This window comes from Streptomyces sp. NPDC005808, assembly GCF_042871385.1.
GTDB lineage: Bacteria > Actinomycetota > Actinomycetes > Streptomycetales > Streptomycetaceae > Streptomyces.
In genome coordinates this window covers 80,362-96,669 of the sequence record NZ_JBIAIK010000012.1, presented here as the reverse complement: position 1 = coordinate 96,669, position 16,308 = coordinate 80,362, and the positions used below count along the sequence as shown (strand labels likewise).

Sequence of the window (16,308 nt, the reverse complement as noted above, 5' to 3'; positions counted from 1 at the left end):
CCTTGAGGGCGGTCCGAGGGGCGGCCTGTGGATAACTCAGAGGCTGTCGGCGCGGAGGCCTAAGGTGGCTGTCGTGGGCGAAGTACGACGGACGGGGGACGGGCGATGGGTGGGACGAGTGTGATGACCGAAGCGGGTGCGACGGAGACGCTGGGCGACAGCGAGGCGCTGGCCACGCTTCACCGGGTCTTCGGGTATGACGCCTTCCGTGGTGAACAGGAAGCGATCATCGACCATGTGGTGATGGGCGGTGACTCGGTCGTCCTGATGCCGACCGGCGGCGGAAAGTCGCTCTGCTACCAGATTCCGGCCCTGGTCAGACCTGGTACGGGCGTCGTGGTCTCCCCGCTCATCGCGCTGATGCAGGACCAGGTGGACGCGCTGCGGGCGCTGGGCGTGCGCGCCGGCTTCATGAACTCGACGCAGGACTTCGACGAGCGGCGGACGGTCGAGGCGGAGTTCCTCGCGGGGGAGCTCGACCTGATCTACCTCGCTCCGGAGCGGCTGCGTCTGGACACGACGCTGGACTTGCTGTCACGCGGGAAGATCTCGGTCTTCGCGATCGACGAGGCGCACTGCGTCGCCCAGTGGGGGCACGACTTCCGCCCCGACTACCTGGCGCTCTCGGTGCTGGGTGAGCGCTGGCCTGACGTGCCGCGGATCGCGCTGACGGCCACGGCCACGCGCGCCACGCACAAGGAGATCACCCAGCGCCTGGGCATGCCGGACGCCCGGCACTTCGAGGCGAGCTTCGACCGCCCCAACATCCAGTACCGGATAGTGCCGAAGGCCGACCCCAGGAAGCAGCTGCTGTCCTTCCTGCGCGAGGAGCACGCAGGCGACGCGGGCATCGTCTACTGCCTCTCGCGCAAGTCGGTGGACACGACGGCCGAGTTCCTCTCCCGCAACGGCATCGAGGCCGTGCCCTATCACGCGGGTCTGGACGCGGGGACCCGCGCGCGCCACCAGTCGAGGTTCCTGCGCGAAGAGGGCCTGGTCGTGGTCGCCACCATCGCGTTCGGCATGGGCATCGACAAGCCGGACGTACGGTTCGTCGCCCACCTCGATCTGCCGAAGTCGGTGGAGGGTTACTACCAGGAGACGGGCCGAGCGGGTCGCGACGGACTGCCGTCCACGGCCTGGATGGCCTACGGGCTTCAGGACGTGGTCCAGCAGCGCAAGATGATCCAGGGCTCGGAGGGCGACGAGGCGTTCCGCCGACGGGCGGCCGCCCACCTGGAATCGATGCTGGCCCTGTGCGAGACGGCCCAGTGCCGGCGCTCCCAGCTCCTGGCCTACTTCGGCCAGGACCCGCACACTCCCGCGTGCGGCAACTGCGACACGTGCCTGACGCCGCCCGAGACCTGGGACGGTACGGTCGCGGCCCAGAAGCTGCTGTCCACGGTGGTGCGGTTGCAGCGTGAGCGCGGGCAGAAGTTCGGTGCGGTCCAGATCGTCGACATCCTGCTCGGGCGCCGGACCGCCAAGGTGATCCAGTTCGATCACGACCAGCTGTCCGTGTTCGGGATCGGTGAGGATCTGTCCGAGAACGAATGGCGGGGCGTCGTACGGCAGTTGCTGGCGCAGGGGCTGCTTGCCGTCGAGGGCGAGTACGGGACGCTGGTGCTGACCGAGGAGAGTGGGACGGTGCTGCGGCGCGAGCGGGAGGTGCCGTTGCGGAAGGAGCCGCCGAAGCCTGTGGGTGCCCGTGCGTCCTCCTCCCGGGGCGAGAAGAAGGCCAAGGCCGCGGTGGCCGAGCTGGCACCGGAGTTGGTCCCCGCATTCGAGGCCCTGCGGGCCTGGCGTGCCGAGCAGGCTCGCGAGCAGGGCGTTCCGGCGTACGTCATCTTCCATGATGCGACGCTGCGGGAGATTGCCACGGTGTGGCCCAAGTCGGTGGCTGAGTTGGGGACGATCAGCGGCGTCGGCGAGAAGAAGCTGGCGACGTGGGGGGAGGGGGTGTTGGGGGTGCTCGGAGGGCTTGATGTGCTTGGGGGTGCTGCCGACGCTTCCGGGGAAGCGGTGGCTCAAGCGGTCGGCGAGGCTCCGGATCAGGACTGGCCGGAGATGGGGGAGGAGCCCGAGCCGGAGGACTGGGGGTAGCTCTCCGGGGTGGGGTCTGCCATCGAGCGGGCGGGCCGTGGGTGGGTCGGGGCCGTGCCGGTACGTCCCGCTCGTCGCCGCCGGATCAGACGTTGGGCAGGAGGCGAGGGGTCCGGTGACGCGAACGTACGCGACGAGCATCTGGACGTACCGGCACGGCCCCTTCCGTGGTTGGGCGACTGCGACTGCGACTGCGACTGCGACTGCGACTGCGACCGCGACCGCGGCTCCGGAGCCGGCTCCGGCTGCGAGTCCGATTCCGGCTTCGACTCCGACTCCGACTTCGACTGCGGCTTCGACTCCGGCTTTGGGGGCGTGGGGCTCGTCGGACCCCTGCGGGTCGGGGAGACGCTCAGGTGCTCGGCGTGATTCGTCCCGTTACCTCGCCCAGGCCCACGCGCGCGCCGCCCGGTCCCGGAGCCCACGCTGTCAGTGTCACCTCGTCGCCGTCCTCCAGGAAGGTGCGCTTGCCGGTGGGGAGGTCGAGGGTGTCCCGTCCGTTCCAGGTGAGTTCGAGGAGGGAGCCGCGCTCGGAGTCGGAGGGGCCGCTCACCGTTCCGGAGCCGTAGAGGTCGCCCGTGCGGAGGGAGGCGCCGTTGATCGTCATGTGGGCCAACTGCTGGGCGGCCGTCCAGTACATGGTGGAGAAGGGGGGCTCGGAGACGACGTGGCCGTTGATGGCGACGGAGATGCGGAGGTCGTAGCCGCCCGGTTCCTCCGCGGAGTCGTCCAGGTAGGGGAGGAGGGGGTGCGTGCGTGAGGGGGGTGCGACCCGGGCGTCGGTCAGGGCGTCGAGCGGGGTGATCCACGCGGACACCGAGGTGGCGAACGACTTGCCCAGGAAGGGGCCGAGGGGGACGTACTCCCAGGCCTGGATGTCGCGCGCCGACCAGTCGTTGAGGAGGCACAGGCCGAAGACGTGGTCGGGGAAGCCGGCGAGGGGGACGGGGGTGCCCATGGCCGAGGGGGCGCCGACCACGAAGCCGACCTCCGCCTCGATGTCCAGCCGGACGGAGGGGCCGAAGACGGGGGTCGCGTCAGCGGGTGCCTTGCGCTGGCCCGAGGGGCGTACCACGTCCGTTCCTGACACCACGATGGTGCCGGACCTGCCGTGATAGCCGATGGGCAGGTGCTTCCAGTTGGGGGTGAGGGAGTCGGCTGCGTCGGGGCGGAAGATCTGGCCGACGTTCCGGGTGTGGTTCTCGGAGGCGTAGAAGTCGACGTAGTCCGCGACCTCGAAGGGGAGGTGCAGGGTCACCCCGGAGAGGGGGTGGAGGTGGGGTTCGAGGGTCTCGCGGTGAGCCGGGACCGTCACCCATGCGGTGAGGGCGCGGCGGACGTCGGACCAGGCGGTGCGGCCGGCTGAGAGGAGGGGGTTCAGGGTCGGTCGGGCGAGCAGCTCCGCGTACGGGGAGCCGAGTGCCCGGGCAGCCGCGCCCGCGTCGAGTACGTGGTCGCCGAGGCGGACACCGACGGTTCGATCGGTGGCGGTGGCCGGGCCGTTCGGGGGCGGGTCGTTCAGGGAGAACACCCCGTACGGCAGGTTGTGCGGGCCGAAGGGATCGCTCTCTGGGACATCGAAGGGGGGCATCGGGGGTGCCTCGCTCTCGTGGCTTGCGGGGTACGTACGCGATATGCAGAACATGCAGAACATGCGGGTCATGTAAGACATGCAGGGTATGCAGGACATGCGGGAGATCTGGTGGCAGGTGGAGTTTGTGGAACGCGTGGTCTGCGTGATCCGTGGCGTCCACGGGTTCCAGGTGTTCTGTTTGGGCGCGGCACACGTTACGGGGGGTGAACTTGATCCGACAGCGGGCTGGCGGGTTCGTAATGCCCCATAAGTCTCTTTCGAGGGTGTCCAGTTACGCTGTCCATGGCGCTCCCGGGGGCGGCCGTCTGGCCTCGTACGGCCGGCGCTGTTCGCCGAACTCGCACAGCGCGTCGCCGGACAGGTTGTGGCCACGGTAGGCGTCGTAGATGCCCAGGAGGCGGTTGCCGTACCGCTCGTGGCGCTCGTAGTCCCCGTGCGGTGAACGGCGTTGCTGACGGGATACCGGACGTCGTCCGGTTCGCGCCGGGCCGATGTGTCGTTCGATCCGTATTCTTCGGATCATGGCCGCTCCGACTGCATATTCACTTATCGCCACCGATCTGGACGGAACGCTGCTGCGCGGCGACGACACGCTCTCCGACCGGTCGCGGGCCGCGTTGGCGAAGGCCATGGCAGCAGGTGCCCGGCATCTGGTGGTGACGGGGCGGCCCGCGCCGAGGGTGCGACCGCTGCTCGATGAACTCGGCGGTCAGGGGCTGGCGGTGTGTGGGCAGGGGGCACAGTTGTACGACGCGGGGGCGGACCGTCTGCTGTGGTCGGTGGCCCTGGACAGGGAGCTGGCCGAGACGGCGCTCGGCAAGATCGAGGCGGAGGTCGGGCAGGTCTACGCGGCCGTGGACCAGGACGGTGTGGACGGACTCACGCTCACCGAGCCGGGGTATGTGATGCCGCACCCGACCCTCCCGGCGGTGCGGGTGCGGCGGCGCGACGACCTGTGGGCGGAACCGATCAGCAAGGTGTTGCTCCGTCACCCGTTCCTGTCGGACGACGAGTTGGCGATGACGGCGCGGGCGGTGGCTGGTTCGCTGGCGACCGTCACCATGTCGGGGCCGGGGACCGTCGAACTCCAGCCATGTGGCGTGACCAAGGCGACGGGTCTGGCCCTTGCCGCCCGTCACCTCGGTCTCACCGCCTCCGCCACGATCGCTTTCGGCGACATGCCCAACGACATCCCCATGTTCGACTGGGCCGGGCGGGGCGTGGCCATGGCCAATGCCCATCCGGAGCTGAAGGCGGTGGCGGATGAGGTGACGCTGTCGAACGAGGAGGACGGGATCGCGGTGGTCCTCGAGCGACTTTTCAGCTAGCGGCCCTTAGGAATCCGGCCCGGCCATCCGGCCCGGCCATCCGGCCCGGCCATCCGGCCTGGGTTTCCGCGCCCGGCCCTCCCGCCCGGGTTTCCCGCCTGGGTTTCCGCGCCCGGCCATTCGGTCTGAGCGCTCGACATGGGAATCCGGCGTGGTTGTCCCGTCTGAGCACTCGACGTGGGAATCCGGCGTGGGGGTTGCCGGTTGCGGCGCCGGGGGGCGGCGCGGGTGGGTCTGCCCCGGGCGAGCCCGCTTGCCCGGGGCAGACCCCATCACAGTCGTACGTACGTCTGAACTGCCCTGTCAGTAGGGTCCGTTGACGTTGTCGATCGAGCCGTACTTGTCCGCGGCGTAGTTGCAGGCCGCCGTGATGTTCGCGACCGGGTCGTAGGGGTCCATCGAGGTGCCGGCCACGTGGTAGGCGGCGAAGGTCGGGTCGATGACCTGGAGAAGACCCTTGGAGGGGGTGCCTGCGGCGGCGTTGGAGTCCCAGTTGTTGATGGCGGCGGGGTTGCCCGCGGACTCGCGCATGATGTTGCGGTAGATGCCGTCGTAGGTACCCGGGATCCCGGACTCGGCCATGACGGCCAGGGACTCCTTGATCCAGCCGTCGAGATCGTTGCTGTAGGTCGCAGGAGTAGCCGCGGACTTGGCGGTCGAGGCGGTCGACGCCCCGGACTTCGTACCCACGGTCAGGGTGGTGCCCGGGCGGAGCAGCGCCGGGTCGGAGCCGATGACCGCGGCGTTGGCCTTGTAGAGCGCCTGCCAGCCGGCGTCCGTGGTGTGTTCCCGCGCGATCTTGGACAGGGTGTCGCCCGCGACGACCTTGTACGTGACGAGCTTGACGTCGGGGACGGCGGCCGGAGCGGCCTTCGTCGCGGCGGTTGCCTGAGCCGGAACACTGGTCGCGGTAGCGGCGTGCGCGCCGGTCGCGCTCACCAGGGGAAGTGCGAGCGCGGCTCCGCCCGTTCCGGCGGCGACCATGCCGCGGGTGAGGTGGCTGGTCCTGGGGCGGCGGTGCTTGCCTCGTGCGGGCATGGCGAATTCCTCTCCGGCGCCTGCGAGGTGAGCTGTCGGGTTCGGGCGGGAGCTGCCCGGCCGCGTGGTGGGTGCGGCTTCACCCCTAGCCGTTCCGGTGTCCGGATCGGCGGCTTACCTGGGTCCCCCGCTCCTGCCGTGAGCGTCTGGATGGGTGGGGTTCCGGGCGGCGGCAGGATTCGGCGTTCCGCCTGGAACGACGTGAACGTATGCGAGAGCACATGTCTGGAACAAGGCCCGATTTGGCGGTGTAGATCGCTTTCGCCTGCGCACAGAACAGGGGGAATCGTCCGATTGTGCCCGGAATAAGAAACTCAACTTGGCTTTCGCGAATGGGTAATTGCGAGGCCTTGCGGGGCGGGCCGGGGTGTCGATCTTGTCCGGACGTGACCCATTTCACGCGACCAAGCATGAACAAAGCGGCACCGAAGTCAATCAGGGTCAATACGGGCAACTCGCGGTGGTGGCCGCTGCCCTGCTGCCGACCGGTCTCCCCGGCCGACCGGTCCCCCTGCCGACCGGTCCCCCCGGCCAACCGGTCCCCCTGTCGACCGGCCCCCGCTGCCGGCGGAGGACTCCGCCGCCGCCTACCCCGCCGTCCGCGGGATCCTCTTCTCCCAAGTCCGGTGGAAGACCACCTCGTCCCCGTCCCGGCAGATCACCTCGTTCGAGGTGATGAAGTCATCGGCGTCGCAGGAGATTTCGGAAGTCGCCCGGACCCGCGCGTCCCACGGCAGGTCCGGGCGATGCAGACGGATCGACCATGTCGAGCGGGTGCGGGCCGACAGCGGATCCGACTCGTTGATCGTGTACGTCTCCACCGCGTCCTCCGTGAATTCGAGTCCGTCGGGATAGAGGCGGGTACCGCCGTAGCGGGGGTCGACTTCGAGGCGCCACTCGCCCTTGGCCACGTCGCGCACGACAAGGCGTTCGGGGCGGGGTTCGTCCAAAGTCGCCGGCACGACCACTCCCAGGGGTTCGGACTCCTCCGGCTCCTCGAAGGAGATCGGGAACGCCGACTGCCTTGCCCGTAGTGGAAGTTCGAGGGTGCTGCCCGCCGGGTCCAGGGTGAAGCCCGCCTCCGAGCCCGGCTGGGGCCAGATCCAGGGCCAGTAGGCGGAGGAGATCGCGAGACGGATCCGGTGACCGGGCGGGAACGCGTAACCGATGCCGTTCAGTTCGAGAACCACGTCCTCCGTGGAGCCCGGTTTCCAGGGGACCGTCTGGTGACGGCCATGGCGCGCCGACAGATTCAGTACCCCCCGGGTGACGAGCGTGGAGGAGCCGTCGGGCGCCACGTCGCAGAGCCGGGCGATCACCTGGCCGCGCCCGACCTCCGAAGTCAGCCGCAAGCGCACCTTCGGACGGCCCAACACCCATGTCTCGTGGGGTACTTCGAAGTCGAAGCACGCTGACCGCCCGTCCTCCTCCCGCTGGTCCGGCGGCAGATCCGCGTCGTTCCCGAAGGGGAAGAACCGACCCGCGTCGACGCCTGTGTGCTGCGGCGAGCGGATCAGCAGCGATGTGCCCGGGAGGCCGTACGAGACCGGTGTCACGGAGGGGGACGGCCAGGCCTCGTCGCCCACCCAGCGGCCCGGCAACGTGTCGTACACCGTTGCCGGGCGGTGCGAGTCCATGACGTACGAGCGCAGGAGCGGTTCCGCCATCACGCCGGTGTCCCCGTCGCGCAGCCAGTGGTCCCACCAGCGCAGGGTCTCCTGGAGGAAGCCGATCGCGGGGCCGGGGGGCAGGCCCCTGTCGGGGTACTGGTGCGACCAGGGGCCGATCAGGCCCCGTACGCGATCCGGTGGCAGATTCTCGACCAGCCGCAACACCGTGTCCCGGTACGGGTCGTGCCAGCCGCCCACCGCCAGGACAGCGGCCTGGATCGCGTCGTAGTCCTCGCAGACGCTGCCGTGCTTCCAGTACGCGTCCCGGGTCTGGTGCGACAGCCAGGTGTGGAGGTACGGCTCGACCGCCGCCAGCCGTTTCACCCACAGGTCGTGCCACATCACCTCGCCGACGTGCACCGGGTCCGGCGGGCGGGCGACGAAGGCGAGCATCGTGGCCGCCCAGGCGTGCATGTCGACGGCGAGGACGGAACCGCCCATGTAGTGCACGTCGTTGTCGTAGCGGTCGTCCGTCGAGCAGACCGTGACGACCGCCTTGAGCGGCTCGGGCGCGAGGGCCGCGATCTGCAGGGAGTTGAAGCCGCCCCAGGAGATGCCGAACATGCCGACCCGGCCCGAGCACCAGGGCTGGGACGCGAGCCAGTGGACCACCTCCACCCCGTCGGCCAGCTCCACCTCCGAGTACTCGTCCCCCGGCATGCCCTCCGAGTTGCCGTGGCCGCGGACGTCCACGCGGACGGAGGCGTAGCCGTGGCCGGCGTACCAGGGATGGCGTTGCCAGTCGCGCGGCGCGGTCCAGTCCGTGAGGCGGTACGGGAGGTATTCGAGGAGCGCCGGTACGGGTTCTTCGGTCAGGGGGCGCCAGATGCGGGCGTACAGACGCGTGCCGTCCGGGAGGGGGATGAGGACGTCCTCGTGAGCGGACTGGTAGGGGAAGGACGTACGGATGTGCATGCTCATGGGGTCACCTCAGTGGACGGGGTGCATCGTGCGGCGCAGCCAGGGCGCGAGTGCCATCACGGCGAGGCCGGCGGCCACCGCGATCGCGCCGTTGACGCCGAAGTAGGCCGGCTTGGAGACGTCGTCGTAGAGCTTCACGGTCTGCGCCTGGATGCCGTTGGCGAGCGCGAGGGACAGGAACCAGAGGGACATCGTCTGGCTGGAGAAGGCGACGGGGGCGAGCTTGGTGGTGGCGGACATGCCGGACGTTTCGAGGAGGATGTCGCCGAGGCCGAGCAGCAGGTACGAGCCGACGATCCACCAGGCCGACATCAGGTAGTCGTCACTGCTGTGGCCGCTCGTCGGCAGCACGATCAGGAGGAAGGACAGCCCGCCGAGTACGACGCCGATCGCGATCTTGTTGGAGGCGTGCGGCTGGTTGCGGCCCATCCTGACCCACAGCGCGGCGACGACGGGCGCGAGGGCGACCTCGAAGGCGCCGAGCGCGGAGGCGTACCAGCCGGCCGGGAAGTCGTAACCGAGGATCCTGCTCTCGGCGTTCGACGCGGCGAGCAGCATCATCGTCGAGTACGCCTGGAAGAGGATGAAGTTGAAGACGGTCGAGGCGAGGAAGAGGACGATGTACGGGCGCAGGTGGCCGCGTTCGGGGTCCGTCACGCGGGGGCTTCTGAACATCACCGCGAAGTAGACGGCCGGCGCGATCACCGAGATGAGGGTGAGCAGGTCGACGAAGCGGTCCATCGTCAGATAGCCGGCCACGGTGAGGAGGGCGGCGAGTACGGCCGCCGCGAGGACGCCGAGGACGATCAGCAGGACCGTGCGGCGCATCGTTTCGGGGGCGAGGGCGAATTCCGCCGCGTGCTTGCGTCCGGCCAGGTGACGGCGGCCGGCGACGTACTGGATCAGGCCGAACGTCATGCCGACCGCCGCCGCGGAGAAACCCCAGTGCCAGCCCCGGTGATCGCCGAGCCAGGCGGTGACGAGCGGGCCCGCGAAGGCGCCGATGTTGATCGACATGTAGTAGAGGGCGAACCCGGCGTCACGGCGCTCGTCCTCGGTGCGGTAGAGCTTGCCGACCATGGTGGCGACGTTGGGCTTGAGCAGGCCGGTGCCCGCGCTGATCAGCCCCAGGCCGACCCAGGTCATGGTGGCCGTCGGGACCGCCATGGAGTAGTGGCCGCAGGCGATCAGGATGCCGCCCCACAGGACCGCGCGGTACGAGCCGAGCATCCGGTCGGCGAGCCAGCCACCGGCGACCGAGACCAGGTAGACGAGCGTTCCGTACGCGGCCGACACGGAGGCGGCAGTGCCCGGCGACATGCCCATGCCGCCGTGGGCGATGGTGTCGGCGAAGTAGAGGACGAGGATCGCCTGCATGCCGAGGAACGAGAAGCGTTCCCAGACCTCCAGGCCGGACAGGGTGAGCAGCCCCCTGGGCTGGCCGAAGAAGGCGTGGTCGTCCCCGGCGGGCGGCTGCGGCTCGCTGCCTGGCTCGGATTCGACGGTGCTGCGGGACACGGCGGCGGGTCTCCTCAAGGGCACTGACGGGGGGAGAGGGGAGTATGGCGAATCGGCGCATATCGACTTAAATCTGATCGTATTAATTGATCAAGAACATACCGTTCCTGAAGTCGCACCGCCGGACGTGAAGGCGCCTCCCGTTCGGGTGGCGGTTGCCTGTTCGTCGGGCTGTGGACTGTCCCTCGCGCCTGGGGGAACTCGTGAGGGAAGTCGGCAATGGGGACGGTGGGCGCTCGTGGTGATCGAAACGTGACCGGATACGCTGACTTGAGTGATGGCAGCGACACATCGACAAACCGCGTCACCGACCGAATGATCGACCGAGTTCGCCATGTGATCGTCAGCAGACAGGAGAACCTCTCGTGACCGTCGTCGGGCCGTTCGGGCTGAGCGTGCGGGACCAGGCTCTCGAAGCCGATGTCCAGGCCGGATTGGCGGCTGTCGAGGAGGGTTTGCTCGAAGCCACCAAGAGCGAGGTTCCGTTCATCACGGAGGCCGCGCAGCACCTCGTGCGAGCAGGCGGCAAACGTTTCCGGCCACTGCTCGTGACGCTCGCCGCGCAGTTCGGGGATCCCTACGCGCCGGGTGTCGTGCCCTCGGCCGTGGTCGTCGAGCTGACGCATCTCGCCACGCTGTACCACGACGACGTGATGGACGAGGCGGACGTACGGCGCGGAGTGCCCAGCGCGAACACCCGCTGGGGCAATTCGGTGGCCGTCCTCACCGGCGACTTCCTCTTCGCGCGCGCCTCGTACATCCTGGCGGACCTCGGTCCCGACGCCGTCCGCATCCAGGCCGAGGCCTTCGAACGCCTCGTCACCGGGCAGATCCTGGAGACCGCGGGCCCGCGCGACGGCCGTGACCCGGTCGACCACTATCTCGACGTGCTCAGCGGCAAGACCGGTTCCCTGGTCGCGGTCGCGTGCCGGTTCGGCGCGATGATGTCGGGGGCCGACGAGGCCGTCGTGGATGTGCTGACGCAGTACGGGGAGCGGCTGGGTGTCGCCTTCCAGCTCGCGGACGACGTACTGGACATCGCGTCCGACTCGCACGAGTCGGGCAAGACGCCGGGGACGGACCTCCGCGAGGGTATCCCCACGATGCCGGTGCTGCGGTTGCGGGAGCGGGTGGCCCGGCTCGGCCTCGCCGAGGACATCGCGCTGTGCGAGCTGCTGGACTCCGACCTGACGGATGACGCCCGGCACGCCGAGGCGCTGGCCCGGCTGCGGACGCACCCGGCTCTTGAGCAGGCCCGGCGGGACACCGTGCAGTACGCGGAGGACGCGCGGGCCGCGCTGGCCCCGCTGCCGGAGTGCGATGCGAAGGCGGCGCTGGTGGAACTGTGCGACGCGGTGGTGCACCGGGCGGGGTGACCTTCACTTCGGTCGGCTGTACCCGGCCGCCGGAGCGGGGTGGCCTTCACTTCGATCGGCTGCGCCAAGCCGCCGGAGGGGGGTGGCCTTCACTCCGGTCGGCTGCACCAGGCCGCCGGAGCGGGGTGGCCTTCACTTCGGTCGGCTGCGCCAAGCCGCCGGCCACGCAAGGAACGGATCGGATCGGGGGTGCCTCGTACGGTGTCCTCCGGTGTCCTCCGGTGTCCTCCGGTGTCTCCTCCGACCCCTACGGGTTGCGAGAGGCACCATCGCGTGACGTCATACCGCAGGAGTACGTGGAGTTGAGTCCGGGGTCTGACGTATCTCTGCCGTCGATTTGGTCAGATGGAGAACACCACTCCTCACCGGTTCGGGTGAGAATGGCGGCTAAGAGTGGACCAGTGCAGCACGACGAGCCGCCGCCGACGACGGAGGTAAGGCACACATGGCACCGTACGAATCCGACCACAGCACGAACGCCGGCGAGGCCGAGGCCGAGGACGTGCGCGCCGGCCGGCGGAAGGCGGCGCGTTACGTCGTCCCGGTCGCGGTGATGGGGGTGGCGGCGGCGACCATCGGGCTCGTCCCGGCGCTCGCCGACTCCGGTGACCCCGATCTGCCCAAGATCAGCGCCCAGCAGCTCATCGAGAAGATCGCCAAGTCGGACGTCGAGCAACTGTCCGGCACCGTGAAGATCAGCACCGACCTGGGGCTTCCCGACCTCGGTGGCCTGGAGAGCAGCTTCGCTTCCGGGGCCGTGCAGGGCGGTGGCAGTGGCGGTTCGTCCGCCGACCCGTCGTCCAAGCTCCTGGAACTGGCCACCGGCACGCACACACTGCGCGTCGCGGCCGACGGCCCCGACAAGGCCAAGGTCTCCCTCCTGGACAGCGCTTCCGAGTACAGCGTCATCCACAACGGCACGGACCTGTGGGGGTACGACAGCAAGTCGAACGAGGTCTACCACTCGACCGCGCCCAAGTCCGGGACGGAGAAGGGCCAGGCGGACGTCCCGGCCACTCCCCAGGAGCTCGCCGACGAGGCCCTCAAGGCCGTCGACGACACCACCTCCGTGACGGTCGACGGCACCGCGCAGGTCGCGGGCCGTGACGCGTACAAGCTGCTCATCAAGCCGAAGCAGTCGGGCACCACGGTCGGTGCGATCACCATCGCCGTCGACTCCAAGACGGGGCTGCCGCTGAAGTTCACGCTCACTCCGGCGAGCGGCGGCGCGGCCGTCGTGGACGCGGGCTTCACCAAGGTCGACTTCTCCAAGCCGGCCGCGTCGACCTTCGACTTCACCCCGCCCAAGGGTGCGAAGGTCACCGAGGGCGACGACGTGAAGGCGCCGGAGTCCTCCCAGAAGTCCGAAGAGGACCTGAGCAAGGGGCTCGAGGGACTCAAGACCATCGGCGAGGGGTGGAACGCCATCGCCGAGTTCGACACGGGCGGCAAGGGCGGCGCGGGCGTACCGTCCGGCTCCTCCGGCAACAGCGACGTCGACGGGTTCCTGAACTCTCTCGGCGACCAGGTCACCGGCGAGTTCGGCTCGGGCACGGTCTTCTCGACCCGCCTGGTCAACGCGCTGATCACGGACGACGGCAAGGTGTACGCCGGTGCCGTCACCAAGGACGCGCTGGTCAAGGCGGCCAACGCGGCCCAGTAGGAGGCCCAGTAGGAGGCCCAGCAGGACTCGTGAGTCTCGTCGCGCGGCAGCGAAAGTCCCGTAGCCGCGCGACGAATTCCGACTGATTGAGGGAGCCCATGGAGGAACTGTCCGCCGCGGAGCCCGACCCGGTGGGCGAGCCGGGAGGGGCGGTGAGCGCCACCGCGGCGAACCCGGGGGCGGCGAGCACGGGCGCGGCGGCCCCGGCCAGGGCGGAGCCGGGCGTGGTGAACACGGCCACGGTGGCTCCGGTCGCGGCGGCCCCGGCAACAGCGAGCACGGCCGCGGCGGCTCCGGCCACGGCGAGCGCGGTCGAGACGACCCCGGTCGACGACACCGTGATCGTGACCCGTGGGCTCACCAAGCGCTTCCGCGGCGGACAGCTCGCCGTCGACGGCCTGGACCTGACCGTCCCGGCGGGCAGCGTCTTCGGCTTCCTCGGGCCGAACGGCTCGGGCAAGACCACCACCATCCGCATGCTGATGGGCCTGATCCAGCCGACCTCGGGCACGGCGCGTGTCCTGGGGCAGCCCATGCCCCGGGCCACCCGCGCCGTGCTCCCGCAGGTGGGCGCCCTCATCGAGGGCCCCGCGCTGTACGGCTTCCTCTCCGGCCGCGACAACCTCCTCCGGTACGACGCCGCCGACCCGACCGCCGACCCCCGCACCCGGCGTACACGCGTCGCCGCCGCCCTCGACCGGGTCGGGCTCGCCGCTGCCGCCGGCAAGAAGGCGAAGGCGTACTCACTCGGTATGAAGCAGCGGCTCGGGCTCGCGGCGGCGCTGCTCCAGCCCCGCCGCCTGCTTGTCCTGGACGAGCCGACCAACGGCCTCGATCCGCAGGGAATGCGCGAAATCCGTGCCCTGGTGAGGGAGTTGGCGTCGGACGGCACGACCGTCTTCCTCTCCTCGCACCTGCTCGACGAGATCGAGCAGGTGTGCACGCATGCGGCCGTGATGGCGCAGGGCCGGCTCATCACGCAGGGCGCGGTGGCCGATCTCGCGGCGGGTGCGCGCGGGCGTCTCGTCGTGACGACGCCCGATCCCGCGGACGCGGCGCGCGTACTGAAGGAACAAGGAGTCGGGGATCTCGTCGTGACGGACACGGGGGTGACCGCCGAGCCCCCGGAGCGCGAACTCGCCGACCTGAACGCCGCGTTGGTCACGGCGGGCGTCCGGGTCCGCGGTTTCGGGGTTGAACGGGCCTCGCTGGAGGACGCGTTCGTGGCGCTGACGGGGGAGGGCTTCGATGTCGCGGGCTGAGATTGTTTCCCAGACCGAAGCGGTAGCTGCCGGTGCCCCCGGTCCTGTGGGTGCTTCCGGTCCTGTGGGTGCCCCCGGTCCTGTGGGCGCCTCCAGTCCTGCGCGTGCGCCCAGGTCTCCACGTGTCCCCGGTCCGCTCTGGACGTTCGGGCTGTTCCGCAGCGAGCTGGTCACCACTTTCCGGCGCTGGCGGACCATCGCGCTGCTCGGTGTGCTGGCGGCGGTGCCGGTCCTCATCGGTATCGCCATCAAGATCGAGACGAACGACGGATCCGGGGGCGGCCCGGGCGGCGGCGGTGGCGAAGGACCGGCGTTCATCGCGCAGATCACCAACAACGGCCTGTTCCTGGTGTTCACGGCGCTTGCCGCGACGCTCCCCTTCTTCCTGCCGATGGCGATCGGCGTCATCGCGGGCGACGCGATCGCAGGCGAGGCGAACGCGGGAACCCTGCGGTACCTCCTGGTCGCGCCCGCCGGCCGGACCCGCCTCCTCCTCACCAAGTACGCGACCACCATGACGTTCTGCCTGGTCGCGACCCTCGTCGTGGCGGCCTCGGCGCTCGCGGTGGGGGCGCTGCTGTTCCCCCTGGGCGAGCTGACGACGATTTCCGGAACCCGGATCAGCTTTGCGGAGGGACTCGGCAGGGCCCTGCTCATCGCCCTGGTCGTCGCGGCCTCACTGATCGGTGTCGCGGCGCTCGGGCTGTTCATCTCGACGCTGACGGGCAGCGGCATCGCCGCGATGGCGACGACCGTCGGACTCCTCATCACCATCCAGATCCTCGACCAGATCCCCCAACTCCACGCGCTCCAGCCGTACTTCTTCTCCCACTACTGGCTGTCCTTCGCCGACCTCATGCGCGACCCGGTGTACTGGGACGACCTGGTCCACAACCTCGGCCTGCAAGCCTTGTACGCGGCCGTGTTCGGGTCGGCGGCGTGGGCCCGATTCACGACGAAGGACATCACGGCCTGAGCACCGGCCCCCTCCGGATCCCCACGAACCCCTCGGACTCCGGCCCCGGAACCGGTCCTCAGCCGTCGTAGGGAAAGCGGGCGAGCGGCGGCTGCTCTGCGAAGAAGGTCTTCGCACGGGCCAGGGCCTCGGTGTCGTCGAGTACGTCACCGGGCTTGCTGCCGTTGCCGAGCAGGACTCCGCCGAAGCGCATGCCCATGTACGCGGCCGAGTGGTTGAGGGTGCCGATCAGCGGGTCGGCGACCTCCTGCTCCTCGTGCGCAAGCGCGGTGACACCCCAAAGCGTGCGCCCCGCCATAGTGGCCTTGAAGTCGACGCCGGGGGTGCGCAACCAGCCCGACCAGTAGTCGAGGTAGCGCTTGGTGGAGGCGGAGACCGAGTACCAGTACAGAGGCGACGCGATGACGATGTCCGTCGCTGCGAGCGTCGCGTCGAGGAGCAGGCCCGTGCTGCCCTCGGTCGGGCGGACGTGGTCACTGTCGTGCCGCAGGTCCTCGAAGTCCGGCAGTGGATGGTCGGCGAGGCTGAGCCACCGCTGCTCGGCCTCCGCCGGCAGCTGTTCGGCGGCCTCGCGGGCCAGCAGTTCGGTGTTGCCGTCGGAGCGGCTGCTGCCGAGCAGGAACAGGAAATGGCGGCTCATGGGTCCCCCTAGGGTGCGCGCGGCGAACGATGGCTGCCGCAACTACATGCGTGGACAATATATGCGTACGCATCTAGTTGTCCAGTGGGCATCCATTCGGTGCCCCGGCTGGGTGCAGTGGGCGCACCCCGGCTGGGACTGAAGTGAGGAGGGAGGCGAGGATATGTACGAGGGTGATCGGCACCGGGGCCGTCCCCGCCTCGCGACCGTCGGCGTTGA

Annotated in this window: 13 protein-coding genes and 1 riboswitch; of the genes, 7 read left to right on the top strand and 6 right to left on the bottom strand. The window is 69.7% G+C overall.

All coding sequences use genetic code 11. The annotated features are described in order from the left end of the window. Positions 1–105: 105 nt before the first annotated feature. A complete protein-coding gene (recQ, locus tag ACFYPC_RS25335) occupies positions 106–2,103 on the top strand; it encodes a DNA helicase RecQ (protein WP_388680273.1) in 1,998 nt (665 codons plus the stop codon). 54 nt (positions 2,104–2,157) lie between these two features. Continuing rightward, the gene (locus ACFYPC_RS25330) at positions 2,158–2,472 is read left to right on the top strand and encodes a hypothetical protein (RefSeq protein ID WP_388680270.1); all 315 of its coding nucleotides are present in this window, start codon (positions 2,158–2,160) and stop codon (positions 2,470–2,472) included. On the opposite strand, the gene fahA is transcribed toward ACFYPC_RS25330, so the two are convergent. Both fahA and ACFYPC_RS25320 read right to left on the bottom strand, forming a co-directional pair. After that, a complete protein-coding gene (fahA, locus tag ACFYPC_RS25325) occupies positions 2,456–3,694 on the bottom strand; it encodes a fumarylacetoacetase (protein ID WP_388680677.1) in 1,239 nt (412 codons plus the stop codon). The genes ACFYPC_RS25330 and fahA overlap by 17 nt on opposite strands. Positions 3,695–3,968: 274 nt before the next feature. Continuing rightward, positions 3,969–4,220: a hypothetical protein gene (locus tag ACFYPC_RS25320; RefSeq protein WP_388680267.1), complete on the bottom strand. Its 252-nt coding sequence runs from the start codon at positions 4,218–4,220 to the stop codon at positions 3,969–3,971. Between ACFYPC_RS25320 and ACFYPC_RS25315 the strand changes: the two genes are divergently transcribed. Next, positions 4,219–5,025 (top strand): HAD family hydrolase, encoded by an 807-nt coding sequence (locus tag ACFYPC_RS25315; protein WP_388680265.1) that lies wholly within the window; start codon positions 4,219–4,221, stop codon positions 5,023–5,025. The genes ACFYPC_RS25320 and ACFYPC_RS25315 overlap by 2 nt on opposite strands. A 303-nt stretch (positions 5,026–5,328) precedes the next feature. Here the strand turns inward: ACFYPC_RS25315 and ACFYPC_RS25310 are convergent, their stop codons facing one another. From ACFYPC_RS25310 to ACFYPC_RS25300, 3 genes are all read right to left on the bottom strand, one after another. Next, positions 5,329–6,063, bottom strand: coding sequence for a transglycosylase SLT domain-containing protein (locus ACFYPC_RS25310; RefSeq protein ID WP_388680263.1), 735 nt, complete (start codon positions 6,061–6,063; stop codon positions 5,329–5,331). A 4-nt stretch (positions 6,064–6,067) separates the two neighbouring features. Then, positions 6,068–6,218, bottom strand: a riboswitch (cyclic di-AMP (ydaO/yuaA leader). Between the two features lie 432 nt (positions 6,219–6,650). Next, positions 6,651–8,648 (bottom strand): CocE/NonD family hydrolase, encoded by a 1,998-nt coding sequence (locus ACFYPC_RS25305; protein ID WP_388680674.1) that lies wholly within the window; start codon positions 8,646–8,648, stop codon positions 6,651–6,653. 15 nt (positions 8,649–8,663) lie between these two features. Further along, positions 8,664–10,172: a peptide MFS transporter gene (locus tag ACFYPC_RS25300; RefSeq protein ID WP_388680260.1), complete on the bottom strand. Its 1,509-nt coding sequence runs from the start codon at positions 10,170–10,172 to the stop codon at positions 8,664–8,666. A 365-nt stretch (positions 10,173–10,537) separates the two neighbouring features. On the opposite strand from ACFYPC_RS25300, the gene ACFYPC_RS25295 reads away from it, so the two are divergent. From ACFYPC_RS25295 to ACFYPC_RS25280, 4 genes are all read left to right on the top strand, one after another. Continuing rightward, positions 10,538–11,548, top strand: coding sequence for a polyprenyl synthetase family protein (locus ACFYPC_RS25295; protein ID WP_388680257.1), 1,011 nt, complete (start codon positions 10,538–10,540; stop codon positions 11,546–11,548). A gap of 445 nt (positions 11,549–11,993) precedes the next feature. Then, a complete protein-coding gene (locus ACFYPC_RS25290; RefSeq protein ID WP_388680254.1) occupies positions 11,994–13,211 on the top strand; it encodes an outer membrane lipoprotein carrier protein LolA in 1,218 nt (405 codons plus the stop codon). Positions 13,212–13,309: 98 nt separating this feature from the next. Beyond that, on the top strand, positions 13,310–14,473 hold the full coding sequence (locus ACFYPC_RS25285) for an ABC transporter ATP-binding protein (protein WP_388680251.1): 1,164 nt from the start codon (positions 13,310–13,312) through the stop codon (positions 14,471–14,473). Further along, positions 14,460–15,449 (top strand): ABC transporter permease, encoded by a 990-nt coding sequence (locus ACFYPC_RS25280; RefSeq protein ID WP_388680248.1) that lies wholly within the window; start codon positions 14,460–14,462, stop codon positions 15,447–15,449. The genes ACFYPC_RS25285 and ACFYPC_RS25280 overlap by 14 nt, the downstream gene beginning before the upstream one ends. 58 nt (positions 15,450–15,507) lie before the next feature. Here the strand turns inward: ACFYPC_RS25280 and ACFYPC_RS25275 are convergent, their stop codons facing one another. Then, positions 15,508–16,089 (bottom strand): flavodoxin family protein, encoded by a 582-nt coding sequence (locus ACFYPC_RS25275; RefSeq protein ID WP_388680245.1) that lies wholly within the window; start codon positions 16,087–16,089, stop codon positions 15,508–15,510. Positions 16,090–16,308: the final 219 nt, after the last annotated feature.

Coding starts and splice junctions, on each gene's coding strand:
- fahA (WP_388680677.1), bottom strand. CDS start 3,694: ATGCCCCCCTTCGATGTCCCAGAGAGCGATCCCTTCGGCCCGCACAAC.
- ACFYPC_RS25320 (WP_388680267.1), bottom strand. CDS start 4,220: ATGATCCGAAGAATACGGATCGAACGACACATCGGCCCGGCGCGAACC.
- ACFYPC_RS25280 (WP_388680248.1), top strand. CDS start 14,460: ATGTCGCGGGCTGAGATTGTTTCCCAGACCGAAGCGGTAGCTGCCGGT.
- ACFYPC_RS25315 (WP_388680265.1), top strand. CDS start 4,219: ATGGCCGCTCCGACTGCATATTCACTTATCGCCACCGATCTGGACGGA.
- ACFYPC_RS25290 (WP_388680254.1), top strand. CDS start 11,994: ATGGCACCGTACGAATCCGACCACAGCACGAACGCCGGCGAGGCCGAG.
- ACFYPC_RS25285 (WP_388680251.1), top strand. CDS start 13,310: ATGGAGGAACTGTCCGCCGCGGAGCCCGACCCGGTGGGCGAGCCGGGA.
- ACFYPC_RS25310 (WP_388680263.1), bottom strand. CDS start 6,063: ATGCCCGCACGAGGCAAGCACCGCCGCCCCAGGACCAGCCACCTCACC.
- recQ (WP_388680273.1), top strand. CDS start 106: ATGGGTGGGACGAGTGTGATGACCGAAGCGGGTGCGACGGAGACGCTG.
- ACFYPC_RS25275 (WP_388680245.1), bottom strand. CDS start 16,089: ATGAGCCGCCATTTCCTGTTCCTGCTCGGCAGCAGCCGCTCCGACGGC.
- ACFYPC_RS25305 (WP_388680674.1), bottom strand. CDS start 8,648: ATGCACATCCGTACGTCCTTCCCCTACCAGTCCGCTCACGAGGACGTC.